This window comes from Stenotrophomonas humi (genome assembly GCF_001431415.1).
GTDB lineage: Bacteria > Pseudomonadota > Gammaproteobacteria > Xanthomonadales > Xanthomonadaceae > Stenotrophomonas > Stenotrophomonas humi.
On sequence record NZ_LDJI01000021.1, the window covers coordinates 24651 to 50455 of the forward strand.

Sequence of the window (25805 nt, forward strand, 5' to 3'; positions counted from 1 at the left end):
ATGCCGTGCCGTCGGCGCGGTGCGTGCCGCGATGAGTGCTGCAGCGCCGATGCTGGACACCTACCTGGAAGTCGTCACGCCCGAAGGCGTGCCGCTGCAGTTGCCGGCAGCTGGCCCGGTGCCGCGCGCACTGGCGTGGTTGATCGACCTCGTGATCCGCTTCGGCGTCCTGATCGTGATGAGCCCGTTGCTGCTGATGCTCGGCGACATGGGCCAGGGCATCTACCTGGGCCTGATGTTCCTGGTGTTCTGGGTCTACCCCATCGTGCTGGAAGTGTGGCTGGGGCAGACGCTGGGCAAGCGGGCCTTGGGCCTGCGCGTGGTCGCACGCGACGGTGCACCGCTGGGCTGGATGCCGGCGATCGTGCGCAACCTGCTGCGCACCGTGGACATCCTGCCGTTCGGCTACGCGCTGGGTCTGGTCAGCTGCCTGTGCGATGCACATGGCCGCCGGCTGGGTGATCTGGTAGCCGGCTCCCTGGTGGTGCACAGCCCGCCGCGCACCTTCGTGGCACCGCCGCGCATCGATACCGTGCTTGCCCCGCCGCTGCCGTTGCAGCCGGGTGAGCAGGTCGCGTTGATTGCCTTTGCCGAGCGCGCCCCGGCGTTGTCGGCGCCGCGTCAGCGCGAGTTGGCACACATCGTCACACCGCTGACCGAGGCCGACGGGCAGACCGGCGTGCTGCGGCTGTATGCGATGGCCAATTGGCTGTTGGGGCGGCGATGAGACAGGAACAGTTCGTCACCCGCTATCAACACGAATGGCAGCAATTCGAAGACTGGCTGCAACGCCGTGGCGAAAAAGCGCGCAAAAGCCGCAGCAGCCTCGATCCGCAATTGCCCGGCGATGAAACCATCCCGCAGCGCTACCGCCGCCTGTGCCAGCAACTGGCATTGGCCCGCCGGCGCGGCTACAGCCCGCAGCTGGTGGAGCGCCTGCAGCAGCTGATGCAGCGCGGCCACAACCTGCTGTATCGCACGCCGACGCCCCGTTGGCAGCGCGCGGTGGAATTCCTCGTCGCCGATTTCCCGCAGCTGGTGCGCAGCCAGGCCGGCGCGATGTGGGTGGCCTTCGCATTGTTCGCGGTGCCGCTGATCGGCATCTTCGTGCTGCTGCAATTCAAACCGGAATTGATCCACCTGCTGCTCGATCCACGCCAGATCGCGCAGATGGAAAAGATGTACGACCCGGCCGCCGACCATCTGGGCCGCGACAGTGGCACCAACTGGGCGATGTTCGGCCACTACATCATGAACAACATCAGCATCGGCCTGCGCACGTTTGCCAGCGGCCTGCTGGCAGGCATAGGCACGATCCTGGTGTTGCTGTTCAACGGCCTCACCATCGGCGCGGTGGCAGGGCATCTGCAGAACGCCGGCTTCGGCGAGCCGTTCTGGCGCTTTGTCGTCGGCCATGCGCCATTTGAACTCACCGCCATCGTGATTGCCGGTGGTGCCGGCCTGCAGTTGGGCCTGCGCCTGCTGGCGCCGGGCCGCAAGCGGCGCATCGATGCGCTGGTGGAAGGCGGTGTGATCGGTGCGCGGCTGTGCCTGGGCGTGGCCTTCATGCTGCTGGTGGCGGCCTTCATCGAGGCATTCTGGTCCGCCATCGTCTGGGTGCCGATGTGGGGCAAGCTCACCGCGTCCGGCATGCTGTGGACACTGGTGATCGTGTGGTTGTGGCGTGGCGGACGTGGTGGAGCCGGCAATGCGCATTGACCAGCTCAACGTGGTGCTGCGCGCACGTTCGCAGTGGGAAGCGATGGAGCTGGGCACCGCGTTGGTGCGGCGCCATGCCGGCGCCATCTGGAAGCCGTGGCTGCTGCTGACGTTGCCGGTGTTCGCACTGCTCAATCTTGCCGGCTGGTGGCTGGACAACCTGTGGCTGTCCGCCTTCGTGTTGTGGTGGCTGAAGCCGGCATTCGAACGCATCCCGCTGTATGTGATTTCGCGCGGCGCGTTCGGTGCCGAGCCCGGCACCGCCGAAACCCTGCGCGCGCAGTGGACCTGGGGCTGGCGCGGCACGCTGGCCTATCTGACATGGCGCCGGCTGAGCCCGGCGCGGTCGCTGTTGATGCCGGTGGATCTGCTCGAAGGTGGCGATGCCGGCCAACGTGCCCTGCGCCGCAGTGCACTGGGCGGTGGCAGCTATGGCCATGCCACGCTGCTGACGTGGACGTGCTGGCATTTCGAAGTGATGTTGAAGCTGGCCGGCGTCGCGCTGTTCTTCATGTTCGTGCCGGTGGAGTGGTTGTCCGAATCACTGCGCGCCACCTGGGAGTTGATCGGCAAGGACACCCCAGCGTGGGCGTTGATCGGTTTCAACCTGCTGTCCTGGGCTGCGATGACGCTGATCAGCCCGTTCTTCAGCGGTGCGGGATTTGGCCTGTACCTCAACCGACGTACCGCGCTGGAAGCCTGGGATGTCGAGATTGCCTTCCGCCGCCTGCGCGAACGCCTGCTTCGCGCCACGCCACTGCTGGTGATGCTGCTGGCGGTATTCGCATTGCCGGTACTGCCCGCACACGCGCAGCACAGCGATGCTGCGGAAACCAAACTGCACGACAACCACAAAACCGCACCCGGCACGGACGTGCCCGTGGCCACGCCGGAAAGCGTGTTCGGCAAAACCCAGGCCGACACTGCTGGCTTTCGCCAGGCCGCGGCCCGTGTGTATGAAGACCCGCAGCTGGGCGCCAAGCGCACCGTCACCCGCTGGATGAAGAAGAAGCCCGGCGAGGACGACAAGCCAACGCAGCAGAAAGATCTACCGGACATGCCGTTCAGCACGTTCGCCAAGCTGCTGGCACTGATCAGCGAGAGCTTCCTGTGGATCGTGATGGGCATCCTGGTGATCGCCCTGGCACTTACCGCCCGTTGGTGGCTGCCGTGGCTGCGTGGCAGTGGCCGCCGCAAGCGCGAGGTCGAAAGCCCCGTGCAGCAGGAAGCCCTGCAACTGCCCGACGTGCTGCCGCCGGACATCCTGGGCAGTGCGCGCCAGCTCTGGCAGCAGGGCAAGCCGCGCCATGCCCTGGCACTGCTGTACCGCGCCTCGGTCGAGGTGCTGTCACAACGTGCCGATGTGGTGTTGCCACCCGGCGCTACCGAAGCACAATGCCTGCGTGCTTCGCGGCGCATGCCACAGGACGCCGACCGCCTGTTGTTCGCGCGCATGGTGCGCACCTGGCAGTACGCCGCCTACGCCGGCCAGCTGCCGCGTGAGGACGAGTTCCAGACATTGCTGGGCGACCTGCACCGCCAGTACGGGTGGCCGGCATGAGCCAGCGCTTGCGTTACTCCCTGATCGCCCTGGCCGCGCTGCTGCTGTGCGGCGTGGTGGTGGCGTTGTTTCTGCACAACTACGAGCGCGGCAGTGAGGACATCACCCTGCCGGCTTACGGCGAGCCCACCTACAACCCGCTGTTCGCACTGCGCGAAACCATCCGTCGTGATGGCGGCAAGGCCGAATCGCGCCGCCAGCTCGACCTGCCGGCCATGCGCCTGCAGCCGGGCGACACCGTGCTGATGCTCGATGACCCGCGCCTGCTCACGCCTTCGCAGGTCAACGGTCTTCTGGATTGGGTGGAGTTCGGCGGCCATCTCGTACTGCGTGCACAGGCGCCGGATGAGGACCTGGATGCCGAAGGAAATGGTCTGCTGCAGCGGCTGGGTGTCGTCGGCCATGACGGGTTTGCACAATGCCTGACATGGCAGGTGCCCGGGCAGGAAAGTCACCAGGAATTCTGCGGCGGCAATCGCTTCACGCTGGACGGCACCACCCGCGTTGAACACCGCTGGGGCGACAGCAGCGGCGACAAGACCACGGCCTGGGCCCGCCTGCGTTACGGCGCCGGGCGCGTCGATGTCCTGGGCGACATGGACTTCCTGCTCAATGGCGCAGGCCCAGGTGATACCGGCCTGCGTGACCTGCCGCATCGCGACCTCGCCCGCCTGGTACTGGCCCCCAACTACGGCAAGGGCACCTTCCACCTGATCTACGCGATGGAAATGCCGTCGCTGTGGAAGACCGTGATCAAGCGTGGCTGGCCGATCTGGTTGCCGCTGCTGCTGGCGCTGCTGGCATGGCTGTGGGCGCGCAGCCAACGCTTCGGCGCACTGCTGCCTTCGCCACGCGAGGAACGGCGCTCGCTGCTGGAACACGTCCGTGCCAGTGGCGAACTGCTGCACCGTTACGGCAAAACACCGCTGCTGTACGACGCGGTGCGTCAATCCTTCCTTGCGCGCCTGCGCCGGCGCTCGCCGATGGCTGCCGCGCTCACCGGTGAGGCACAGGTGCAGGCCATCGCCGACCACCTGCAATGGCCCATCTCCCGCGTGCAGAGCGCAATGCAGGTTCCCCCATCACGGGACGACACCGCCCTGCGTGAACGCATCCGCTTGCTCATCCAGATGAGAAACCAGCTATGACCGAGACGCCCTTCCCGCCCACCCTTCCCGGCGATGCCCCCGTGCCGGCGCCCGCACCGGACAACGCTGCGCTGATCGAGCGTGTCGAGCGTATCCGCGAGGCGGTCGGCCACGCCTTCATCGGCCAGGCCGATGTGCTGGAGCAGATCCTGATCGCACTGCTGGCTGGCGGCCATGTACTGATCGAAGGCGTTCCCGGGCTGGGCAAAACCCTGCTGGTGCGCGCCCTGGCGCAGGCACTGGAACTGGACTACGCGCGCGTGCAGTTCACCCCGGACCTGATGCCCAGCGACGTCAGCGGCCATGCGGTGTACGACCCCAAGACCGAGAGCTTCAAGATCCGCCGCGGCCCGGTTTTCACCAACCTGCTGCTGGCTGATGAAATCAACCGCGCACCTGCCAAGACCCAGTCGGCGTTGCTGGAAGTGATGCAGGAAGGCCAGGTCACCATCGAAGGCAAGGCGTTCCCGCTCACTCCACCGTTCCTCACCCTGGCCACGCAGAACCCGGTGGAGCAGGAAGGCACCTACCCGCTGCCGGAAGCACAGCTGGACCGCTTCCTGCTCAAGGTGTTGATCGACTACCCGCAGCTGGACGACGAAAAGCGCATGGTCGAGGCAATCACCACCGGCCGCGCGGCAAGCGATTTCAACCTGTCGCAGGTGCCGCGCGTGCTCAGCGGCGCCGACGTGGTGGCGCTGCAGAAGGCGGTGGCGGCGATCACGGTGGACCCGCAGGTGATCGACTATGCCGTGCGCATCGTCTCGGCCACGCGCAAGTGGCCTGGCATCGCCCTGGGCGCCGGCCCACGCGGCAGCATCGCGCTGGTGCGCGCCGCGCGTGCGCAGGCGGTGTTGTCCGGGCGCGACTTCGTCACGCCTGACGACGTGCGCGAGATCGCAAAGCCGGCCTTGCGTCACCGCATCGCACTGGCCCCGGAGCTGCAGATCGAAGGCCAATCGGCCGACGACGTCCTCACCGCGTTGCTGGCCAAGGTCGAGGCACCGCGCAAGTGAGCCAGGCGCAAGCCCGCCCCGCTCGCTCCCCCTCGTGCACAACACGAAGCGGAAGGCTGCGCTCTGCTTCTTCCCTTCCGCGCGCAGCGCGAAGGGAAGGGCTGAAGAAAAATGCGCTTGGCACACTCTCAACGGAGCCCACACCGTGAGGCCATCCCCGCTGCTGATCACGCTGCTGGTGCTGTGGGGCGTGCTCGGCATTCCTGTCGCCCTGTACTACCTGCCGCTGCTGGCATGGACGGCCACGGCAGGCACGATCGCATTGCTCGCGCTGCTCGATGCTGTGCTGCTGTACCGCCGCCCCACCCCGCAGGTACGCCGCGAATTGCCCGATTCACTTGCCTTGGGCATCGAACGCGAAAGCTGGCTGCAGCTGGACGCCTTCGGCCGGCAGCGCGTGGACGTGTTCGACCTGGTTCCCGATGGATGGGAAAGCCACGGACTGCCACGCAGGCTCACGCTGGCAGCGGCCAGCGAGAGCCGCTTCAGCTACCGCTTCACCCCGGCAAACCGTGGCACGTTCGTGTTTGATGGGGTGCAGCTGCGCCTGCATTCACCGCTGCGTCTGTGGCGACATCAGCGCATCGCAGGCACGCCGCAGACCGTGCGTGTCTATCCCAACTTCGCTCCACTCACACGCTTGGCATTGCTCAGCGCGGAGATGGCCTCACGCCTGGTCGGCGCACACCTCAAGCGGCGCCGCGGCGAAGGCACCGATTTCCACCAGATGCGCGAGTACCGCGTCGGTGACAGCCTGCGCCAGATCGACTGGAAGGCCACCGCACGCGCGCGCAAATTGATCTCGCGCGAATACCAGGACGAAAAGAACCAGCAACTGGTGATGATGATCGACACCGGCCGTCGCATGATGGCCAACGAAGGCGGGCTGTCGCACTTCGACCATGTGCTCAATGCATCCTTGGTGGTGTCCTACCTGGCGCTGCGCCAGGGCGACGGTGTGGGATTGTTCGCCAGCGGTGGCGACAGCCGCTGGGTGGCCCCCAAGCGCGGCATGGGTGCAATCGACACGCTGCTGCGGGCAAGCTACGACCTGCAGCCCAAGCCGGTGGCCACCGACTATCTGGCGGCAGCCACCGAGCTGTCGCTGCTGCATTCGCGCCGCACCCTGGTGATGCTGGTGACCAACGTGCGCGATGAAGACATCGAGGACCTGCTGGCCGCCGTTCGGCTGTTGCAGAAGCGGCATCTGGTCTGCGTGGCCAGCCTGCGCGAGCGCGAGCTTGACCAGGCGCTGGAACGCGACGTGGAAACCCTGCCCGATGCCGTGCAGGCCGGTGCCATCGCCCGCTACCTGCAGCAACGTGCCGATGCACATGAAGCCCTGCGCAGCCACCGCGTGATGGTGCTGGACGTCACCGCCGAAGAACTGCCGGCGGCATTGGTGGAGCGCTACCTGGCCGTCAAGCGGGATGGGTTGCTTTAAAGCTGCGGAATTTGCAGGAAGCGCAACTGGGAAAGGAATCTCCGTCGGCTTCTTTGCGGTTGCTTCTTGTGCCTGAAGTGGAAGCAACAGCGTCACCACTTCCCCACCCGCCCCTTCGCTGTGCCAGTCACACACAAGAAAAAGGCCCCGCCAATGACGGAGCCTCTCTCAACAAGACAATCACATCACCGACGCATCAAACGTAGATGCGGGTAGTGCCCTGCGGCGCATCGTCGATGATGGCATGTGGCAGGAACCGCGCACTGTCGCGGGTGATGCGGCTGTTGTCCTCGCGCACGCCGATACCGCAGGCACGGTCGCCGACCACCCAGCTGCCCACCAACGGATAGTTGCCGTCGAACACCGGCAACGCATGGAACACCTGGCGGATGCTCGGGCCGTTGTAAGGGCCTTCGCTTTCCTGCCAGCTGCCATCGGCCATGTGCATGGCCACGTTGGCACCTTCGCGCGAATGCAGCGGCTTGCGTACCCAACCCGCGGGCAACGCACTGCCGTCATCGAAATGCGACTCCAGCAGGTTGGGATGGCCGCGATGGCGTTGCCACAGCAACGGCAGGATGCCCTTGTTGCTCAGCACCGCCTTCCACGCCGGCTCCAGCAACTGCACGCCCGAGCGCGGCAATGCCGCACCGAACTCCTCGCGCATCAGGTCTTCCAGCGGATACAGCTTGAACAGGCTGCCGATCACCACATCGTCCAGGTCGGTGAAACGGCCGTCAGCGGACAAGCCGATGTCCTCGATGGCGATGGCCGCACCGTGCAAGCCAGCCTGCGCCGCACAGTCGCGCAGGTAGTCCACCGTGCCCTGGTCTTCCGTCGACTCACCCACCGCACTGAAATACAGCGGCGGCGGCAGGCGTGCGGCCAGTTCGGCAAAGCGCTCCACCAGCGTTTCGTGGAGGGAGTTGAACTGATCGGCCTGCTGCGGCAGCGCGCCACGGTTGCGCTGGTCTTCCAGCCATTGCCACTGGAAGAACGATGCCTCGTACAACGAGGTCGGCGTGTCGTAATTCAACTCATACAGCTTGGCCGGGCCAGTGCCGTCGTAGGCAAAGTCCAGGCGACCGTACAGATGCGGATCCCGGCGGCGCCAGCTTTCGGCGATCCAGTCACGGAACGGCTCGGGGATCGCCAACTGCGTCATCAACGCTTCGCTGGCCACCACCTCGCCCACCAGATCCATCGCCATCGCGTGCAGTTCGGCACTGGGATCTTCCAGGTCGTTCTCGATCTGCCGCAAGGTGAAGGCGTAGTACGCGCTTTCATCCCAGTACGGTGCACCGTCGATGGTATGGAAACGAAATCCCGCTTCAGCGGCACGGGCACGCCAGTTGCCGCGTTCGGCAATCGCAACACGTTTCACTGCATCAACCGCCGACGCTGTTGCGGCCACCACTGCGGCTGCCAAAGCCACCACGGCTTGCGGTCACGGCGCGGTTGGGCTGGCTGGTCACCGGCGCCAGGCCGGCCTTGCCGGCACCAATGCCGCTGCCGGTGTTCAGGCCGCCGCTGCCGCCCGGTGCGGGCTTGGCCCAGCCGTTGGCCTTGTCCCTGAAGGCCGGCTGCGATGCCGGCGGCGCAGCCACGGCGCCACGGCCGCTGTTGAGCATCTGCGACATGAAGAAACCCATCATCATCGGCCCGATGAACGAGGTGCCCGCGCTGGTCTGCTGCTGCACGCACTGCTCGGCCGGGTATTCCTTGGCGCACTCTTCCTTGCTGGCGTACTTGGGCGCCGCATCGGCCGACTGCTGCTGCGCGGTGGCAAAGGCCTGGCGGCAACTGGACGGATCGCCCGTGGCCTCGCTGCAGGCTTCCACCGAGGTGTACAGCCCTTCCTTCACCTGCACCGTTTCTTCCTTCTGGCAGGCGGTGAACAGCAGCGGCGCGGCGCTCATCAGCAGCAGCGCGGTAGTCCTGGATCGCTTCATCGTCGATTCCCCGTGAAAGTTGTTTCCGGATGATGCCTGATCCGGCCGGGGAGGCGTAAATGGGAAGGTTGTGGAAACTGAACCGGTTTTCAGGTGGCGGGGCGAAATTGCGCGTAAAGCCTCCTTTCCCCAGCCCTCATCTTCGCGTTGCGAAAGGGACGGAGCCAGAAGCAACTTCGCGGAAGCGGGGGCGGCACACATGCCCCACCCCCTCCCTTTGCCATGAGCAAGGCAAGGCCGGGAGGGGGTGCTTTCAGCGTCAGGCAGCACCTGATTCCTGCGGCCTGGATGGTTGCAGCTGCAACCGGGAACTTCATGCAGAATCGATCCCACTGCGCTTCTGCTAGCTCGCTCCTGCTCGCCCCCATGCCTGAATATCGCTCGAAAACTTCCACCGCCGGCCGCAACATGGCAGGCGCCCGCGCCCTGTGGCGTGCCACCGGCATGACCGATGGTGATTTCCACAAGCCCATCGTTGCCGTGGTCAATTCCTTCACCCAGTTCGTGCCCGGCCACGTGCACCTGAAGGATCTCGGCCAGCTCGTGGCGCGCGAGATCGAAGCTGCCGGCGGCGTTGCCAAGGAGTTCAACACCATCGCGGTGGATGACGGCATCGCCATGGGCCACGACGGCATGCTGTATTCGCTGCCCAGCCGCGAAATCATCGCCGACTCGGTCGAGTACATGGCAAACGCACATTGCGCCGATGCGCTGGTGTGCATTTCCAACTGCGACAAGATCACCCCCGGCATGTTGATGGCCGCGTTGCGCCTGAACATCCCGGCGGTATTCGTCTCCGGTGGCCCGATGGAAGCAGGCAAGACCAAACTCGCCGACCATAAGCTGGACCTGGTCGATGCAATGGTCGCCGCCGGCGATGAATCGATCAGCGACGAAGAAGTCGCCGTGATCGAACGCAGCGCCTGCCCCACCTGCGGTTCGTGCTCGGGCATGTTCACTGCCAATTCGATGAACTGCCTGACCGAAGCACTGGGCCTGTCGCTGCCGGGCAACGGCACCGTCGTGGCTACGCACAGCGACCGCGAAGCGCTGTTCAAGCGCGCAGGGCGTTTGATCGTCGAGTTGTGCCATCGCTGGTATGGCGGCGAGGAGGCGAATGTCCTCCCGCGCGGCATCGCCACGTTCGAGGCATTCGAGAATGCAATGACGCTGGACGTTGCCATGGGCGGCTCCACCAACACCATCCTGCATCTGCTGGCCGCTGCGCAGGAGGCGGAAGTCGCCTTCGATCAGCGCGATATCGATCGTCTTTCCCGCCGTGTGCCGCAGCTGTGCAAAGTGGCGCCGAACACGCAGAAGTACCACATCGAGGACGTGCACCGTGCGGGCGGCATCATGGCCATCCTGGGTGAACTCGCACGCGGTGGCCTGCTGCATACGGAGGTACCCACCGTGCACAGCCGCTCGCTGGGCGCCGCCATCGCGCAATGGGATATCACCCAGACGCAGGACCACGCCGTCCACCAGTTCTACAAGGCGGGCCCCGCCGGCATCCCCACGCAGGTGGCTTTCAGCCAGTCCACGCGCTGGCCGTCGCTGGATGTGGACCGCGCTGAAGGCTGCATCCGCGATGTTGCCCATGCGTTCTCCAACGAAGGCGGGCTGGCCGTGCTGTACGGCAACCTCGCGGCCGATGGCTGCGTGGTGAAGACGGCAGGCGTGGATGAATCCATCCATGTATTCGAGGGCAATGCACGCGTCTATGAAAGCCAGGACGCTGCGGTGAAGGGCATCCTCGGCAACGAGGTCCAGGCCGGTGATGTGGTGGTGATCCGCTACGAAGGCCCGAAGGGCGGCCCGGGCATGCAGGAAATGCTGTACCCCACCAGCTACCTGAAATCGAAAGGCCTGGGCAAGGCCTGCGCACTGCTCACAGACGGCCGCTTTTCCGGCGGCACCTCCGGCCTGAGCATCGGCCATTGTTCACCGGAAGCCGCTGCTGGCGGCACCATCGGCCTGGTCCGCGACGGCGATCGCATCCGCATCGACATCCCCCAGCGTGGCATCAACCTGCTGCTGGACGACGCCGAGCTTTCACGCCGACGTGCCGAACAGGATGCAACCGGCTGGAAGCCCGCCGAACTGCGTCCACGCAAAGTCACCACCGCGCTCAAGGCCTATGCCTTGTTGGCCACCAGCGCCGACAAGGGCGCCGTGCGCGACAAGGCATTGCTGGACGGCTGACCGCTGCCATCACACCGGGGGTGAAGGCACTCCCGGTAGCCGGTCCAAGGGGCTGAGCAGACCTCCTGCGCCCCGCCCAAGTACGTGCGTATAGATTTGCGTGGTAGCGACATCCTTGTGCCCCAGCAACTCCTGCACAGTGCGGATGTCGTGCCCGGCTTCCAGCAGGTGCGTTGCAAATGAGTGACGCAAGGAATGGCAGGTTACGGGCTTTGCGATGCCCGCAATGGCCCGCGCCGATTTCACCGCATGCTGCAATGGCTCTTCGCTGACATGATGCCGCCCGACTGCCTTCGTTCGCGGATCGGTAGACAGCCGAGAGGACGGAAACAGGTATTGCCAGCCTGGCTCAGTGTTCGCATTCGGGTACTTGCGTGCCAGCGCATGCGGCAACTGCACCCGACCCATTCCTTCGTCGATATCCGTGCGGTGCGTCAGCAGTGTCCGCTCACGTTGCCGCAGCAAGCGCTCACACAACGATAGGGGGAGCGGTACGCGCCGGTCCTTGTTGCCCTTGCCGCTTCGCACGCAGATTTCATTACGCCCGAAGTCCACGTCCTTGATACGGAGCCGCAGACACTCCATCAATCGCATCCCGGTGCCGTACAGCAGCTGCGCCATCATTGCCGTCTGCCCCTCAGGAATGGCTTGCAGCAGTCGCGCAACCTCTTCCTGTGACAGAACCACCGGAAGACGACGCGGCCGCTTGGCGCGTACCACCTCATCCAGGCGCGGCAGCTCAATCTCCAAAACCACGCGATAGAGAAACAGCAATGCCGACAACGCCTGATTCTGGGTAGAAGCCGACACGTTTCCCTCTGTCGCCAGGCGGGTAAGGAAGCCCCCAACTTCCGCCGCCCCCAACTCCTGCGGATGGCGCTTGCCATTGGCAAGGATGTAGCGCCGTATCCAGCCCACATACGCCTGCTCGGTTCGCAAGCTGTAATGCCGGACCCGAATATGCTGGCGGACCTGATCCAGTAGCTTCGGGGCTTTGGTGGCTTTTACGCCCGATGAGACAGGGGTGTATTCCATATCACGGCTTCCAAACGGCAATAAGCTTGGAGCTTGAAATAGCGGCACAGAATTGAAAATCTCGTAAGCCGTTGTTTCTTTGTGAGAATTTTCCGGCTTGAAAGCGACATTGAAGTGGGCATACTCTGCTTTACACCGCTTTTAGGCGGTCTACTAAGAGTTAGGCAGCAAAGGACAGATCTGTGCACGTTGACTTAGCCCTTTTTGAAGGTGACGAACTGCTGACCCGCGACAGCTTTCGCGTAGGTGCTGCCGAGCTCTCAAGCTTTTCCCCGCTGTTCAAAATTACTCACAAGCTCGGGCAGGAAGCGGCGGATATTGTTCTTTCAGAGTTCCCAACTCATGTTGACCTCAACACAATCGTCCTTAAGATGCCAATTCATGAGTCCTCTGATTGGGAGTCAATCGACATGGGCAGGTACTCGCTGGCATTCTGGTGCCGGCTTGATGCCTAACAGTTCATTCAAGCCGACGCCGCTTCGCGGCTCGGCTTAATTCCAGAGTTAGGCATCAATGGCGAGATCTCTGGCATTTGCATATGCACTTTCTCTCATCGCCCTAGCGGCGATGGTCGCGCTCGGCCGTGGCCTGCTTCCTAAGCCGGATGGTTTCACCACCTTCTTCTACATGAGCTTAGTGGGCTTGCTCATGTTGCCGGCATCCGTCATGTTCTTTCGGGGTAGTCGTTTGTCGTCCGGGCCGCTTCGCAAGCTCTTAGCCTATGCGCTGTCAGCCGTTACCGCGTTTCTGGGCATGGGATCGTCAGCCGCTGTCATACTTGTCCTACTGGGCGCGGCCAAATCTGGTTGATGCCTAACAATTCATTCAAGCCGAAGCCGCTTCGCGGCTCGGCTTAATTCAGGCGTTAGGTGGCATATGACGTTTCCGGATATCTTCCTTGACAGAATTGAAGCTAACGGGATCGTTGTGGGCATCAATAATGCCGCCGATATTCCGGTCGGCACGCTCTTTACCCAGCTCGTAAAGGTCCGCGTTGAGGGTAATCCTGGGTCCACTACCGCTACTGAGCTGTGGTCCATCCCTATTAGTCTTCGCATAACGGATGCAATCATCTACCGCAAATCCACCGCGGTGGTACCTCGGGGCTGGGGCGTCGGCCTCCGCCTTGAGGGTGCGGGCATGGAGGCAGTTACGGATGCGCTCAATGGCAAGGCTGCGGCGGAGCATGTCCACTTGCGGGCTCCGGGTGCCGCCTAACAATTCATTCAAGCCGAAGCCGCTTCGCGGCTCGGCTTAATTCCGGCGTTAGGGCGCACAAGCAATGTCAGAGCGCTACGTACAACAATGGAGCAGCTACCGGCGCCGTCATTGGGCTGCAAGCCTCGGGCTTCTGCTTGGCCTTCCAACAGCATGCTCTATGGGCTATCTCATGTTTGCTGTCGCGGACTTGGATCTAGGCGTCGCCTTGATCATTGCGGGGATGGCTTGGGGCTGTACTTGGCTTTGGTTATGCTTCCGTGTCACTCGCTTTCCATGCCCTCGCTGCTCCAAACCATTTCTTGCTGGCCAAGAACCTTCCTTGGCCGCAACGCGCTATTGTTCCAACTGCGGGCTCCAACTCTATGCCGGTGAGCCCTAACAGTTCATTCAAGCCGAACCCGCTGCGCGGGTCGGCTTAATTCCGGAGTTAGGCCTCACAACAAGGGAGTATCGTTTGGACGCTGTAACAATCGCATCAATCGCTGGTAGAGCCGCTGTCGCAGCTGTTGTTCCAGGCTACGTCAGGGATATCTACTCGGCTCTTTCGGATTCTCAGAGTGACGTGAAGGCAGCCGAGTCTCAAGGGCTCGCCGGCCTCGAAGAAGAAGCAAAGAAGCAACGCGTGGTTATGGAGTTTCAGGCGCACCAGGCTCGTGTTGCTCAGGAGCTGGCAATTGCCGAGCGCATTGCTTCATCTCACGAGGTTCAGATCGAGGAGTACTACGATGGCTCCGGAAAAGGGCACGTGGGGCTTAAGACCGAGGGAGAGTCAATCGCTGTAGGTGCTAGCGGTGAGGGCCGCCGCGTTACTAAGCGAATCATCCGATTTACTGGGTGGGGACAAAGCGCGAGTTCCGCGGGTGAGGCCTAACAATGCGTTCAAGCCGAACCCGCTTCGTTACGCGGCTCACATGGCAGGAAAAGCTTGCCATGTGCTCCGCTCCACTGCGCGGGTCGGCTTAACTTAGGCGTTAGATGCCATGCCAGATCTCCTGAAGTCGAAGGAAGAGGCCGCGATGGCTCTTTGCGCCGCAACCATTCCTCTCCTCGCGTCATCTGGGCGCATTGACGTCGCGGCAGAGCTCACCACCATTCATGCCCTTATCCAAAGTGGTGCTATGACGAAGGCGTTTGAGGCTTACCGCAACCTTCCTCGATACGACATTGTCTTCCTGCGGGAAAACATGGATTGGATGTTCAGCGAGCACGAGAGAGTTCCTGTAGCCGAAAAGGCGCTGGCTACTGCCTACTACAGCCAAACACTGCGTGCATTGGGAGATCTGCGAGTCTCTGTTCTGTACGGATTTGAAAGGCCTCTGATTGATTCATCTCCCACCACAGTGCAACAGCTGGCTACGGAGTTGGTATCCACACTTCACCCTCGCGCAGATGGCATCTAACAGTTCATTCAAGCCGAACTCGCTTCGCGATTCGGCTTAATTCCAGAGTTAACCGCCTATGATTGCCAATCGCGAAACCGGTGAGATCGTCCTTGAAAGCGGCACAGTCCTCTCCCCTCGCACAACTCGCTCTGACTTTCTTCGCTCTCCCGAGGGCGCAGCTTCGTCCATGCTCGTCCGGAACGAGCCCTGGTGCTCGTTCAAGTTTGCGGTTCAGGCCGAGTCGTTAGTCCTGGCGGTTTTCTTCAATGGCGAATCCATTCAAGCCATGCATCTGGCCATTGTTGACGCCGACTCCGCGCCCTGGAGCCACGAGGCTGAGCTTCGGCGCAAAGAGGCGAACGACAGATGGCTACTCAGCAAAGGCCTTACACCCGGCAAAACTTACGCTTGGGGCTCTGTTTGGTCGGGCTATGATCCCAAGGGTGGTTCAAGCAGCGCCGTCCTTAGCTTCTCGGGCGGCAGCTAACAATTCATTCAAGCCGACGCCGCTTCGCGGCGCGGCTTAACTCAGGCGTTAGGCGGTATGGACAGAGTTACTAGACCCTCACAAGATTGGCTCATCTGCGTCGCGCTTGTGGCTGGATTATTCGGATCGGTCGCTTTGGCCAAATATGTACCAATGACGCTGGCCATTGGCATTGGTTGTGCTCTTGCTTCGCTGGCTTTGGCAGCCTCAGTTGTTCGCTGCATGCACTCAAGTGTCGCTACTCGCGCCACTCTGCTTTTTTTGTTCACGCTTGCATTTGTTACTTCAGTGCGCTGGCTCAGCGGTCTCGTTACGCTATGAGGGTGCTGCCGCCTAACAGTTCATTCAAGCCGAACCCGCTTCGCGGCTCGGCTTAATTCAGGCGTTAGGCATCATGTCCAGCATCCCACTCGCGGCTATTAAATGGCATGACCTGCCCGCCTCCGACATCCGCATCGCAGAGACAGGCATATCACTGGTAATCGCTCCGTACAACGAAGCCAGCTGCTCCTATGAGCCGCGTGTTCTTCGCATCACCAACGCACAGACAATCAGCTTCAACATGACCGGGACGGTATCGGCCAAGGACCTTAGCTCCATGGAGATCAGTACCTTCACCTATTCGACTGCACCTTCAGGAAGGATCACAGGCACAATCGGCCTCCTGCCTGGGCAAGCTGGCTTCTGGGAACTATCGTTCTCGGACGCCCAGTGGGAACTAACTGATGCCTAACAGTTCATTCAAGCCGAACCCGCTTCGCGGGTCGGCTTAATTCCAGAGTTAGGGCGCCATGAAAATCCTCATCCATCTGACTTTTCTTTCTCTGCTCATCTCCAGCCCTTGCATGGCTCAGTCCATGGCAGAACAACAGGACGCTCGCGTCATAGAGAACTTGGTTTCTGCCGGATCGAACGTTTCAAAACCGCATAACATTGATTTCTTCATGTTCGTACCAACCGAAAGGAAAGCTAAGGCTGCGGCTGCGGATATGGAGCAGCTCGGCTACACCATCAGTTCGATAGATCGCATGTCCGGACAGTCTCAATGGCAAATTCATGCTACCCGTGAGATGGTGCCGCAGTTGGATGCAATGACCGCGACGACACGTGCTCTTGAGGCAGTAGCGACCAAGCATGGAGGTGACTACGATGGCTGGGGCACGGGCGTAGTGGAATAGCGCCCTAACAATTCATTCAAGCCGAACCCGCTTCGCGGGTCGGCTTAATTCCAGAGTTAGGCCAGTATTAGACATCCTCACGAGACTCTATCCATGCTCAACCGCGTCTGTCTGCTGGGCACACTGTTACTCGCTAGTGGGGCATCCTTAGCCAAACCCAGCACTGAGCTTCCTGAGGCACTGCGCTTGGCGGAGGCCTATGTCTCAGACCGTGAGATTCCAAACGCCGAGCGTTATCTTGCTAGCATCTCTTGGCATGAGGAGCCCGGACATCCAGAGAAGAGTTGCTGGTCGGTCATGTGGCTACCAAACGAGCTAGCGTTTGATGCTCAATTGGTCGTGTGGGTTTGCAACGACGGCAGGATCAGCCACCAAGCTGGCGGCTGGGCCTAACACTTCATTCAAGCCGAACCCGCTGCGCGGGTCGGCTTAATTCCAGAGTTAGGCCTCGGACCGCATGCTCGAACTACTCAGAAATGCTTGTTATGACGGCGGCAATCTCCGGCGCGTCCGCGAGATCCCGCTTGACCCCAACCATCTGCCCATCATGGCTGTTGAGCTGCAATTCGACACGCTTACGATCGCCTTTTCTGCCATAGCTGACGACGACACAATTGCGGTCACTTCTGGCTCATACTCAGGTCCCTCCCGCCAAACCATAAGTTCTCTATGGGCCTCTTGCATCGGCAAGTCGCTGCAGTGGACTTGGCTCATGACCAATCAGCAGGGGTATACGGATGGAGCTCGACTTGAGTTCACCGATCCTGATAACCAGCAATCTGTGATCATTGAGCTTGTCGCAGGAGCATCAAGCCTCTGCATCTATTTAGCTAGGCCAACCGAGGCCTAACAGTTCATTCAAGCCGAACCCGCTGCGCGGGTCGGCTTAATTCTAGAGTTAGGCCGCATGAGACTTCGCTCGCTAGCCAAACTTCTCTCCGGGGCAATGCCGGTCGACGACTACTCTGCAGAGATCTCCGCGGAGTTGGCTCAGCACACCCAAGGCGTTGCCATGGCGGGCGGCACTGCTTCGGTCGCGCTCACGGAGGACACTGATCTCACCTTGGATCGCGCTGGGCTCGGAGTCTTGTGCCGCCTATTCGCATCGGGGAAGCTAACTGCCGCTGAGCTTGCCTACACTGCTGATGCCTTACAAATGGCCGACCGCGTTGAGTTTTCTGGCCCTGATATCGCCAGTGATCTGGCAGAGTGCACAGACCCGGAAGTCAACGGGCCGCTTACGGTGGCAAGAGCACTAGAGATTGCTAGCAATGGCGCGGCGGCCTAACAATTCATTCAAGCCGAACCCGCTTTGCGGGTCGGCTTAATTCCAGAGTTAGGCCCCTTTCGCGATCTGACAGCCATGAAAACACTTCAGTCCCTGTTGCTCTTGCTTCTCGTTGCCATCTCCCCGACTTCGCTGGCCGCTGGCGTTCCCGAGGGCTTTCCCCATGCCGACGCCATTCGTTTAGTCATGCAACTGCGTGGCGATGAGATTCAACGACTGGATCGAAGCCCTGACTGGTGGCATGACACAAAGGAACGTACTTGGTCAGTAAAGCGTCCTTTCGGCCCCGGCATAGTTGATAGCACGCACTACTTTCAGGTCAGCTACTCTATTGACGGAAAGGTCGTTGGCACTTGGTCAGTCAACACTGGCAGCGGCCAAGTTGCCGGGCCCGGCGAGTCAATTCGGATCGAATAGCGCGGCCTAACCGTTCATTCAAGCCGACGCCGCTTCGTGGGTTGGCTTAACTCAGGCGTTAGGCCTCAAGGAGCGACACTCGAATGGCCGTGACACAAGAACAGGTACTCGCATTCGCCATTTACGAGATCCGGCTTTTGCTCGCTCATCATCTAGGCTCCGGAGAGAGTCAAGATCCAGCAACTCAAGCTGCCGCCCATCTGGCATATGCTCTGCACAATCAAGCTGCGACCGTCCTGCAAGGCGGCCAGTTCAATCCGGAGCAAGCTACGTTAGCTCTTGGTGCACTGGACCAGATGCTTGCCACCAGTTTTCAACCTAGGCTATTTCAGGCTGTCCGCGATGATGTCTAAGGCAGGGGCTTGAGTGCGCAGAGTTCGGAACTGGCGGCACTCCGTTCACATCTTGCGGCATCGGGCTGGCCTGTAAGGCCTCTGGCATTTGTTTGAAGTGAGGTGACCGGGGTCACGCACCTGCCTGGTGGGAGCAAGAACAGAACCAGAGCCCAGAACAGGAATCAGAGTGTACAGTCCAGGCAGCGGACTCGACGCTGGCACGAGCCTCGTCCTTTCCTGCATGTGCTTGTGAGCCGGGATGGCGAAAGAAACAGGGATTGAAAGGTGGCATCGGAGCCGTTGTCGGGCTCGACTCTGATCACCAATTTCACTGTATTGGAGCTGTGGATGACCACGAATCGAATGTCGCGCCTGGAAGTATTCATTGGCACCTGGAACACCACCGGAGAAGTGCTCGAGACGGAGGACGCGCCGGCGACGACCCTGTCCGCGACTGATACCTACCGGTGGCTCCCTGGCAGGCACTTCATGCTGCATGACGTTGACGCGCGCTTCGGCCAGAGCCCAACCCGCTCGATGGAGATCGTTGGCTACGACCGTGCCAGCAGGAAGTATGTCGCCCGGTCATACGACGATCAGGGGGGAACCGAAATGCTTGAGGTCGCATTGAGAGGCAAGAACTGGACAATCACCGGTGACGTCGTTCGCTTCAAGGGCAAGTTCAGTGCAGACAACAATCAGCTGACCGGCCTTTGGGAGCTGAAAGGCAAGAAGGTTGGCTGGCAGCCGTGGATCAAACTCAGGTTGGAGCGCGCTTGACGGCCACAACAAGACTCGACGGCTGCGGCTGCGGCTGCGGCTGCGGCTGATCAAGCCTGCAGGGCTCCGGTTTTTGCTGCTCGAAGAACCTCACGTCGACACGTGAACTCCGTGTATTGCAGCAGCGGAGTTCCCGGATGTCACCCATCAACCCACATGCTCAGGACATAGCAGAATGAACCCCACGCTCGCCGCCCTCACTGGATTTGTTGTCTGGTCTTTGTCGCTGTTGGTACTCATGGAAATCATCCGCGCCAAATTGGTCGTGACTGGCGCGTTCGCAGCCACAGCATTCAACCCGCAGAATTCCAATCTTTCCCCTTTCATGCAGCGCCTGGCGCGGGCCCACGCCAACTGCATAGAAGGCCTGCCCATCTTCGGCGGCTTGATGTTGATTGCACTGGTAAGCGACAGATCCACGATCACCAACTCACTGGCGTATGTGTTTCTCGCCGCGCGCATCCTGCAATCCATCATTCATCTCAGCTCGCAGTCGTCGCTGGCTGTCACGCTGCGGTTTACCGCATTTACGGTGCAGATGGTGATTGCGGTCTATTGGGCGATAAAGCTGATCACGGCGTGAGGCCGACATCGCTGCGCATTGCATTGATAAGGGCATAAGGCAGGCTCCGGCGCTCAGCAAGGGAGGCGAACCGGACGCCACTGCGGCTCGCCTCCTGTTGTCGTTGCCTCTGGCCTCTATCGGGGCAGCGCTTGCTGCCTCAGCGTCATGCATGCCCTGGCTACCCGCTTCAGGCAGACGGCCATGCCGCTCCCGACTCCGGCAGCGCCGAACAGAGATCTGGCGAGATATCGATACTTCAGCAGAACTGTCAAAGTACGCCGAGAGATTTTCAACCCCATGTAGGAACACTCGAATGCAAGTGGAAGGTCGAATCACCGTTGCGGCTTCACCGGAGAAGATTTTCGAGATCTACGCCGATGTCAGCAACTGGAAGCAGTGGGACCCGGACACCAAGGATTCGGTGATCTACGGGCCCTTCCAGACCGGCAGCAAGGGCAGGATCACCCCGCCCAAAGGGATGGCGGTTCCAATGGATTTCATTTCGGTGATTCCCAACACCTCGTTCACTGTGGAGTCCCGGATTCCACTCTTCCGCATGATGTTCGAACACGAACTCAACGTCACCGCCACTGGAACCGAAGTCGTCCACAGAGTTACTTTTTCCGGTGCACTGTCCTTTCTGCTGGGACGTATCGTCGGCAATCCATTGCGCACGGGGCTCCCAATCACCTTGGCGTCGCTCAAGCGTCTGGCAGAGCGCGACGTGGCCCCGGCGAGCGCAGCGAGTGCCTGCACGTCCAGAGAGGCAACGCAGGCCACCCTCTAGCCATTGATTCCACCCGGCAGGAGAAGCCGCCATACTCGGCGGCGTGCCGCCAGCGCGCGGTCCTTTCAGTTTGACGTTTGGGGGATACATGTCACTGCTGGACCTACTTGATGTTGCCGATATGCTCGTTCACTGGCGCTTCTTCATCGGCATCGGCATTACCGCGCTGCTTTGCGGTCTGGTTGTATTGGTTGCCCCAAGCGCCACCCTCGCTTGGGCGATATGCGTGCCGCTCTGCCTTGCGGGATTATTCCTGAGCTTTCGCTGGCAATCCCAAGCGGGAGATTGACCCGAACTGTTCGACGACGTGGTACCCGCTGCAGTAGTGACGGGCAGCGCACTACGTCCCGATGCTGGATGCGTTGCCTGCAACGGGCACCCATAATCCGCTACCAAACGCTGCTGCCCACCCCATCCAAGGCGACCCCATGGCGGACCCCTACAACTCCTCTTCCCCCCGTTCGGTCACGGTATTGCTGAACGACTCAATGGTGACCACTGCTCCCGAGCTGGCGGGCTACCGGGTCGTGCGCAACCTCGGTCTGGTGCGTGGCATCACAGTGCGCTCGCGGTCGATCGTTGGAAACTTCCTCGGCAGCCTGCAGACCATCTTTGGCGGCAACATCACCATCTATACGGAGCTGTGCGAGCAGGCACGTGATGAGACGTATCGGGACATGGTGACCCACGCCCGGCAGCTGGGTGCCAATGCGATCATCGCCGTCCGTTATGACGCCACCGAGCTGATGACCGGCCTGACCGAGGTGCTGTGTTACGGCACGGCGGTGGTGGTGGAGCAGCACCAGGGGTGACGACCCATGCGAAGCCGCGAGCGTGGGTAATCGGGTTTCGACGTGCTTGCACGACCTCGCACAGGCCATGAATGCACGCCGCCAACGCGGGCTCCAGGCACATCCCACCCGGGTGCCAAGCAGCAGGAACCAAAGGCTGCTGTGGGATAGCCTCGGCGGATAGTCACTCTGGATTCTCCACCCGCAATCACTCTTCGAGGTAGCGTATGAAGGCGATGGACGAAGTGGCCAGCAGACCCGCGCTCATTCTGCTGGCGATATGTGCCTGGGCAGCACTGCTGCTCCAGTTCTGGCTGTCGGCCCGGCTGGCGCTCGCCAATGGCGGGACCGTGCTGGAGGGCACGATCACGTTCTTCGGCTACTTCACGGTGCTGAGCAATCTGTTCGTCGCGCTCTCGGCATTGCTGCCGCTCGTTGCAGGCAACACGCGTCTCGGTCATTTCTTCGCCCGGCCCATGGTGCTCGGATGCGCGACCACGTCGATCGTTATGGTTGGCATTGGCTACCACTTCCTTCTGCGCAACGTATGGGATCCGCAGGGGCTGCAATTGCTCGCCGACAACCTGCTGCACTATGTGGTGCCGATCTCGACGCTGATGTACTGGCTTGTCTTTACTCCCCGCATCAAGTTCGACGTGCTCGCACCGCTGGTCTGGTGCGCCTATCCGCTGGGCTACCTCATCTATGTGCTTGCACGGGGGGAACTGCTTGCCGCGTATCCGTATCACTTCATTGACGTGACGAGCATTGGATATCCACAGGCGCTGCTGAATTCGCTTGGCCTGTTCTTTGCCTTTCTTGTTGTCGGTGCTGCCGTAAGCGCCATCCCGACGCTTCGCAGCCGATATCGCAGACCCGCTTGATCGCATGCTTCCGGGCACCGGCCACGCGTGCGCAGCGCCTATATGACGACTTTGGCTATCGCGCGGAGGGAGTCACGACTGCATCCGTATTGGCCGGCTCCTGTTGCGGCGTCATGTACTGGATCATCCTGATCAGCGCTGCGTCGGTGCCACCTCCGCAGTAATCCCTGTAAGTGCGTGACCCGGAATCGGCGAAAGCCGGAGGCCATGTCGATGCGATTCCTGCCTGACGCTCCGCGCGCTCCCACAAAGTGCGCCAAGCCGGCAACATCGCTGCGCCGTCATGGCGCGCTGCGAGCGCCTCCAGCAGTACGAACAGCATCGACTGTTTCGTCTGCAGGGTGCCTTCATCGCTCACCATCTCCGCAGCGATGCGCAGCAGCGATTCGTTGTCCACGCCTGTGCCGTCATCACCGCTCGTGTGACGGGTTTCGGCTGCGCCATCCAGTACCGAGTACAATGATCGGCTGGGCGTAGCGACCAGCGCGCACATGCTCTCGGTTGGCTGAAACGAGGACGTCATCGCCAGTGCAGAGCGGATTCCCGCTTTGTCGTCGCGGCGGGCAGCGTCCAGGGCCAGTAACAACCGCTGCCGCTCAATCGCCTCCTCGGTGGAGGCCTGGGCCCATGCACGGTGTTGGGCCTCAGCCCTGACATGGCCATGCACCAGAGCGACTCCCAGCGCGAGCCCCACACCCAGCGCTGCGCCAGTGAGACTGGCCCGCCACGCGCGACTGTGCAGCATCACCCATAGCCAGACGAGGCCCAGCACCACGGCACCCAGAAAACCCATGACCACCGCACCAAAACCCGCAACATTCGGCGCGGCGGGATGGGATTTATTGAACTCGACCAGCACCAGCAGCGTCAGCAGCGCCGGGCCCAGCACGCCAACCCAGAAACCCGCACGCGTATGAAGAGGACGTTCCATGTCTGCTCGGGAATCAGTTGCCGGAATGGGCCGACTATAGCGGCAACAGTGGATCGGAATTTCGATGCGACCTCCACTGCATGGCAGGCGAATGCTGCACGGGATCGCGCGCTCGACTATGCGTCTGCTTCATCCATATGCCGACGATGTTCGGCGGCTTCGGCATGCAGCCACTCGCGGAATGCAAGAAAGCCTGCATGTGTCGTCGAGCGCTCGGGATAGACCAGCCAGTGCGACCACGGCGTCTTCAAACGCTGCTTCGACAGCAGCACCAGTTGCCCGGATTCCAGCAGCAGCCGCGCCCGCGTCACCCGGCCCAGCGCCACGCCAACGCCATCAAGCGCCGCGCGATGATGTGATTCGGAATCATCGAGGATGGCGACATAGCGCCTGGGCGCCTGCTCACCGAGCAGTGCGAACCAACGGTCCCATTCGCCATCAGGATCGCCCAGCAGCGGCCACTGCGACAACGGAAGCGCATCCATGCCACCCATGCGTTCCACCAGCGCCGGGCTGGCCATCGGCACCAACCACTCATCGATCAGCGGCTCGGCGATCACCCCCGGCCAGCGACCATCACCCACACGCATGGCCGCATCAAACTGCAGCTGCCGCTCGAAATCGACCAGGTATGGGCTGGACTGCAGGTTGATCTCGACCTGGGGATGCAGCGCCACGAACCGGCCCAGGCGCGGCACCAGCCACGCCGACGCCATGGTCGGCACCGCGCTTACCGTCAGCACGCAGTCGTGCCGCGCCGAGAACGGCCGGAACGCCGCGTTGATCGCATCCAGATGCGGGCCGACCTGATCGAGCAGGCGCCGCCCTTCCGTGGTGAGCGCCACGCCACGGGCCTGCCGCAGCAGCAACGGATAACCCAGCCGTTCCTCCAGTTGCCGCATCTGGTGGCTCAACGCGCTGACGGTGACGTTCATCGCCTCGGCGGCACGCGACAGGCTGCCCAGCCGCGCGGCAATGACGAATCCCTGCAGGAACTGGAGAGGTGGCTTGGACATATAGCCCTTAGTTTTACTCAAGAGTTGGTTGAACAACACTCGCTACTACAGGCGACAGCTTGGCCCTACCGTGAGCATCACTCAAGTGGGAGTACGGACATGCGCATCTTTACCGACCTGTTGTTCCTGCACGGACATATCACCAATGTGGAACTGGCCAAGGCGTTGGCGGGAACCGACGGAAGCCCGTCCGCGCCCGCGCCGGGAAGCCGGAGGGAAGGGAAAGCGACGGAACAGGCCCAGCGTCACGCACCGGTTCCGAGCGCGCGGACCGAGACAACAGCCAAGCCGACGGCCTGCCTCAACCCTTGAACCTGCGGATAGGGAAAACCGGACCCTGACCCCGGCTTGGCTGACCGACTGCTCCTGCACGGACATGCCACCAATGTGGAATCAGTCAGGGAGTTGATTGAGGGAAAACCGGCGAAGACCGGGATCGGAGTCGGGTTCAGCCGGCTTTGGCTTGACCGTCCCGGCGAGGTTGCAGCGTGCGTCCCCTCCCCAACCCTCCCCTTGCCTGCGGCAAAGGGAGGGGGCGACGCGTCAGTAACCTTCTTCCTCAGCCGCCGCTTCGCGGCCCTGCTGGCGGATGAGTGCTTCTTCGCGGGCATCGTTGATGGCGTGACGGACGCTGTCCAGGTCGATGGCGCTTTCGTCCGGGGTGAACTCACCGGTCAGCTTGGTATCCGCCTGCAGTTCGCCGGCCTGGAACAACTCCCACATCTCCTCGCCGTACCAGGTTTCCAGCAGTTCCGGTGCCCAGCGGCCGAGGTTGGCGGTGAGGTTGTTGACGTCGCGCAGCAGCATGGTGCGCGCGGCATTGTTGCCGGCGGCGCTCACCACCTGCGGGAAATCAATCACCACCGGACCGTCCGGGCCGACCAGCACGTTGTAGGCCGACAGATCGCCGTGGATCAGGCCGCAGCACAGCATCAGCTTGACCTGCTGCACCAGCACTTCATGGAACTCGCGTGCCTGCTCGGCGCTGAGCTCCACCTCACCCAGACGCGCGGCGCTGAAGCCGTCGGCGTCGGTGACCAGCTCCATCACCAGCACGCCATGGAAGTAACCGAACGGCTCGGGTACGCGTACGCCGGCTTCGCGCAGTTGATACAGCGCGTCCACCTCGGTGTTCTTCCAGGCCACTTCCTGCTGCTTGCGGCCGTACTTGCTCGCCTTGCCGATGGCGCGGGCCTCACGGCTGCCACGGACCTTGCGGCCTTCCTGGTACTGCACGCGCTGCTGGAAGCTGCGCTGGGCCATGTCCTTGTAGACCTTGGCGCAGCGCACTTCACCGCCACTGCGGACAACGTAAACCGCTGCTTCCTTGCCGCTCTTGAGCGGGCGCAGCACTTCTTCGATGACACCGTCATCAATCAGTGCCTGTAGTTGCTGGGGTGTCTTCACAGTCTCTCGGTGTGGATTGGGTGACCGCTCGAACGGCGTCGAACGTGGCCCGATAGGACGGGATCAAGGGGGCATATTGTTGCCGATGGCGGGGAATGAAAACAGGCGGACAGTGTTCAGCGCCGCCCCGTGACCATGATCCGTGCCGATTTCGACGGGAAATGGGAAACGGCCGGGTCCGTGGACCTGGCCGTTTGGGGGTTGGGCTTGCTTGAACCGAGGCGGGAGAAAGCTGGAACGCGCGCCGTTGCGGGAG

At 61.9% G+C, this 25805-nt stretch carries 30 protein-coding genes; 24 read left to right on the forward strand and 6 right to left on the reverse strand.

Features of this window, described 5'->3' with window-relative positions; all coding sequences use genetic code 11:
• The first annotated feature begins 31 nt into the window (after positions 1 to 31).
• From ABB26_RS11385 to ABB26_RS11410, 6 genes are all read left to right on the forward strand, one after another.
• Complete coding sequence (locus ABB26_RS11385) at positions 32 to 727, forward strand: RDD family protein (RefSeq protein ID WP_245626204.1); 696 nt, start codon at positions 32 to 34, stop codon at positions 725 to 727.
• Complete coding sequence (locus ABB26_RS11390; protein ID WP_057634203.1) at positions 724 to 1719, forward strand: stage II sporulation protein M; 996 nt, start codon at positions 724 to 726, stop codon at positions 1717 to 1719. Before ABB26_RS11385 ends, ABB26_RS11390 begins: the two co-directional genes overlap by 4 nt.
• Positions 1709 to 3280: a DUF4129 domain-containing protein gene (locus ABB26_RS11395; protein WP_057634399.1), complete on the forward strand. Its 1572-nt coding sequence runs from the start codon at positions 1709 to 1711 to the stop codon at positions 3278 to 3280. Before ABB26_RS11390 ends, ABB26_RS11395 begins: the two co-directional genes overlap by 11 nt.
• Entirely contained in the window at positions 3277 to 4428 is a 1152-nt protein-coding gene (locus tag ABB26_RS11400) for a DUF4350 domain-containing protein (RefSeq protein WP_057634401.1), read from the forward strand. The genes ABB26_RS11395 and ABB26_RS11400 overlap by 4 nt, the downstream gene beginning before the upstream one ends.
• Positions 4425 to 5444 carry an AAA family ATPase gene (locus ABB26_RS11405; protein ID WP_245626205.1) on the forward strand — a complete coding sequence of 340 codons (1020 nt, stop codon included), beginning with the start codon at positions 4425 to 4427 and terminating at the stop codon, positions 5442 to 5444. Before ABB26_RS11400 ends, ABB26_RS11405 begins: the two co-directional genes overlap by 4 nt.
• A gap of 145 nt (positions 5445 to 5589) precedes the next feature.
• The gene (locus ABB26_RS11410; RefSeq protein WP_057634205.1) at positions 5590 to 6888 is read left to right on the forward strand and encodes a DUF58 domain-containing protein; all 1299 of its coding nucleotides are present in this window, start codon (positions 5590 to 5592) and stop codon (positions 6886 to 6888) included.
• Between the two features lie 196 nt (positions 6889 to 7084).
• Here ABB26_RS11410 and ABB26_RS11415 read toward each other — a convergent pair whose 3' ends face one another.
• Positions 7085 to 8272, reverse strand: coding sequence for a glutathionylspermidine synthase family protein (locus tag ABB26_RS11415; protein ID WP_057634405.1), 1188 nt, complete (start codon positions 8270 to 8272; stop codon positions 7085 to 7087).
• Positions 8273 to 8276: 4 nt separating this feature from the next.
• Entirely contained in the window at positions 8277 to 8840 is a 564-nt protein-coding gene (locus ABB26_RS11420) for a DUF1190 domain-containing protein (RefSeq protein ID WP_057634208.1), read from the reverse strand.
• A 366-nt stretch (positions 8841 to 9206) separates the two neighbouring features.
• Here ABB26_RS11420 and ilvD point away from each other — a divergent pair, with 366 nt between their 5' ends.
• Positions 9207 to 11045, forward strand: coding sequence for a dihydroxy-acid dehydratase (ilvD, locus tag ABB26_RS11425; RefSeq protein WP_057634209.1), 1839 nt, complete (start codon positions 9207 to 9209; stop codon positions 11043 to 11045).
• Between the two features lie 9 nt (positions 11046 to 11054).
• Here the strand turns inward: ilvD and ABB26_RS11430 are convergent, their stop codons facing one another.
• The gene (locus ABB26_RS11430) at positions 11055 to 12080 is read right to left on the reverse strand and encodes an integron integrase (RefSeq protein ID WP_057634211.1); all 1026 of its coding nucleotides are present in this window, start codon (positions 12078 to 12080) and stop codon (positions 11055 to 11057) included.
• A gap of 182 nt (positions 12081 to 12262) precedes the next feature.
• Here ABB26_RS11430 and ABB26_RS11435 point away from each other — a divergent pair, with 182 nt between their 5' ends.
• The 16 genes from ABB26_RS11435 (at position 12263) to ABB26_RS11520 (ending at position 22195) form a co-directional block, all read left to right on the forward strand.
• Complete coding sequence (locus ABB26_RS11435) at positions 12263 to 12535, forward strand: hypothetical protein (protein ID WP_057634214.1); 273 nt, start codon at positions 12263 to 12265, stop codon at positions 12533 to 12535.
• 58 nt (positions 12536 to 12593) lie between these two features.
• Positions 12594 to 12890, forward strand: a complete 297-nt coding sequence (locus ABB26_RS11440; RefSeq protein ID WP_054658880.1) for a hypothetical protein — start codon at positions 12594 to 12596, stop codon at positions 12888 to 12890.
• Between the two features lie 66 nt (positions 12891 to 12956).
• Positions 12957 to 13298, forward strand: coding sequence for a hypothetical protein (locus tag ABB26_RS11445; RefSeq protein ID WP_057634216.1), 342 nt, complete (start codon positions 12957 to 12959; stop codon positions 13296 to 13298).
• A gap of 457 nt (positions 13299 to 13755) precedes the next feature.
• Positions 13756 to 14172, forward strand: coding sequence for a hypothetical protein (locus ABB26_RS11450; protein ID WP_057634218.1), 417 nt, complete (start codon positions 13756 to 13758; stop codon positions 14170 to 14172).
• 109 nt (positions 14173 to 14281) lie between these two features.
• Positions 14282 to 14701 carry a hypothetical protein gene (locus tag ABB26_RS11455; RefSeq protein ID WP_057634221.1) on the forward strand — a complete coding sequence of 140 codons (420 nt, stop codon included), beginning with the start codon at positions 14282 to 14284 and terminating at the stop codon, positions 14699 to 14701.
• A gap of 58 nt (positions 14702 to 14759) precedes the next feature.
• Positions 14760 to 15170, forward strand: a complete 411-nt coding sequence (locus ABB26_RS11460) for a hypothetical protein (protein ID WP_057634224.1) — start codon at positions 14760 to 14762, stop codon at positions 15168 to 15170.
• Between the two features lie 394 nt (positions 15171 to 15564).
• Entirely contained in the window at positions 15565 to 15903 is a 339-nt protein-coding gene (locus ABB26_RS11465) for a hypothetical protein (protein ID WP_057634226.1), read from the forward strand.
• 58 nt (positions 15904 to 15961) lie between these two features.
• The gene (locus ABB26_RS11470) at positions 15962 to 16348 is read left to right on the forward strand and encodes a ribonuclease E inhibitor RraB (protein WP_057634227.1); all 387 of its coding nucleotides are present in this window, start codon (positions 15962 to 15964) and stop codon (positions 16346 to 16348) included.
• 457 nt (positions 16349 to 16805) lie between these two features.
• Positions 16806 to 17198 (forward strand): DUF6334 family protein, encoded by a 393-nt coding sequence (locus tag ABB26_RS11475; protein ID WP_057634229.1) that lies wholly within the window; start codon positions 16806 to 16808, stop codon positions 17196 to 17198.
• Between the two features lie 938 nt (positions 17199 to 18136).
• Complete coding sequence (locus ABB26_RS11490; protein WP_057634235.1) at positions 18137 to 18406, forward strand: hypothetical protein; 270 nt, start codon at positions 18137 to 18139, stop codon at positions 18404 to 18406.
• Between the two features lie 330 nt (positions 18407 to 18736).
• Positions 18737 to 19168, forward strand: coding sequence for a DUF1579 family protein (locus tag ABB26_RS11495; RefSeq protein WP_152982652.1), 432 nt, complete (start codon positions 18737 to 18739; stop codon positions 19166 to 19168).
• Between the two features lie 175 nt (positions 19169 to 19343).
• Positions 19344 to 19751, forward strand: a complete 408-nt coding sequence (locus tag ABB26_RS11500; protein WP_057634239.1) for an MAPEG family protein — start codon at positions 19344 to 19346, stop codon at positions 19749 to 19751.
• 295 nt (positions 19752 to 20046) lie between these two features.
• Positions 20047 to 20520 (forward strand): SRPBCC family protein, encoded by a 474-nt coding sequence (locus ABB26_RS11505; protein ID WP_083490794.1) that lies wholly within the window; start codon positions 20047 to 20049, stop codon positions 20518 to 20520.
• Between the two features lie 88 nt (positions 20521 to 20608).
• On the forward strand, positions 20609 to 20809 hold the full coding sequence (locus ABB26_RS11510) for a hypothetical protein (protein WP_057634242.1): 201 nt from the start codon (positions 20609 to 20611) through the stop codon (positions 20807 to 20809).
• A gap of 139 nt (positions 20810 to 20948) precedes the next feature.
• On the forward strand, positions 20949 to 21332 hold the full coding sequence (locus tag ABB26_RS11515) for a YbjQ family protein (RefSeq protein ID WP_057634243.1): 384 nt from the start codon (positions 20949 to 20951) through the stop codon (positions 21330 to 21332).
• A gap of 206 nt (positions 21333 to 21538) precedes the next feature.
• Entirely contained in the window at positions 21539 to 22195 is a 657-nt protein-coding gene (locus ABB26_RS11520; RefSeq protein WP_057634246.1) for a Pr6Pr family membrane protein, read from the forward strand.
• Between the two features lie 55 nt (positions 22196 to 22250).
• Here the strand turns inward: ABB26_RS11520 and ABB26_RS11525 are convergent, their stop codons facing one another.
• Together ABB26_RS11525 and ABB26_RS11530 are read right to left on the reverse strand one after the other, a co-directional pair.
• A complete protein-coding gene (locus ABB26_RS11525; protein ID WP_057634249.1) occupies positions 22251 to 23126 on the reverse strand; it encodes a hypothetical protein in 876 nt (291 codons plus the stop codon).
• A 116-nt stretch (positions 23127 to 23242) separates the two neighbouring features.
• Positions 23243 to 24142, reverse strand: coding sequence for a LysR substrate-binding domain-containing protein (locus ABB26_RS11530; protein ID WP_057634250.1), 900 nt, complete (start codon positions 24140 to 24142; stop codon positions 23243 to 23245).
• A gap of 99 nt (positions 24143 to 24241) precedes the next feature.
• On the opposite strand from ABB26_RS11530, the gene ABB26_RS19230 reads away from it, so the two are divergent.
• Positions 24242 to 24454: a hypothetical protein gene (locus ABB26_RS19230; protein WP_057634252.1), complete on the forward strand. Its 213-nt coding sequence runs from the start codon at positions 24242 to 24244 to the stop codon at positions 24452 to 24454.
• 231 nt (positions 24455 to 24685) lie between these two features.
• Here ABB26_RS19230 and ABB26_RS11540 read toward each other — a convergent pair whose 3' ends face one another.
• Positions 24686 to 25549, reverse strand: coding sequence for a PA4780 family RIO1-like protein kinase (locus tag ABB26_RS11540; protein WP_057634254.1), 864 nt, complete (start codon positions 25547 to 25549; stop codon positions 24686 to 24688).
• Between the last annotated feature and the right edge of the window lie 256 nt (positions 25550 to 25805).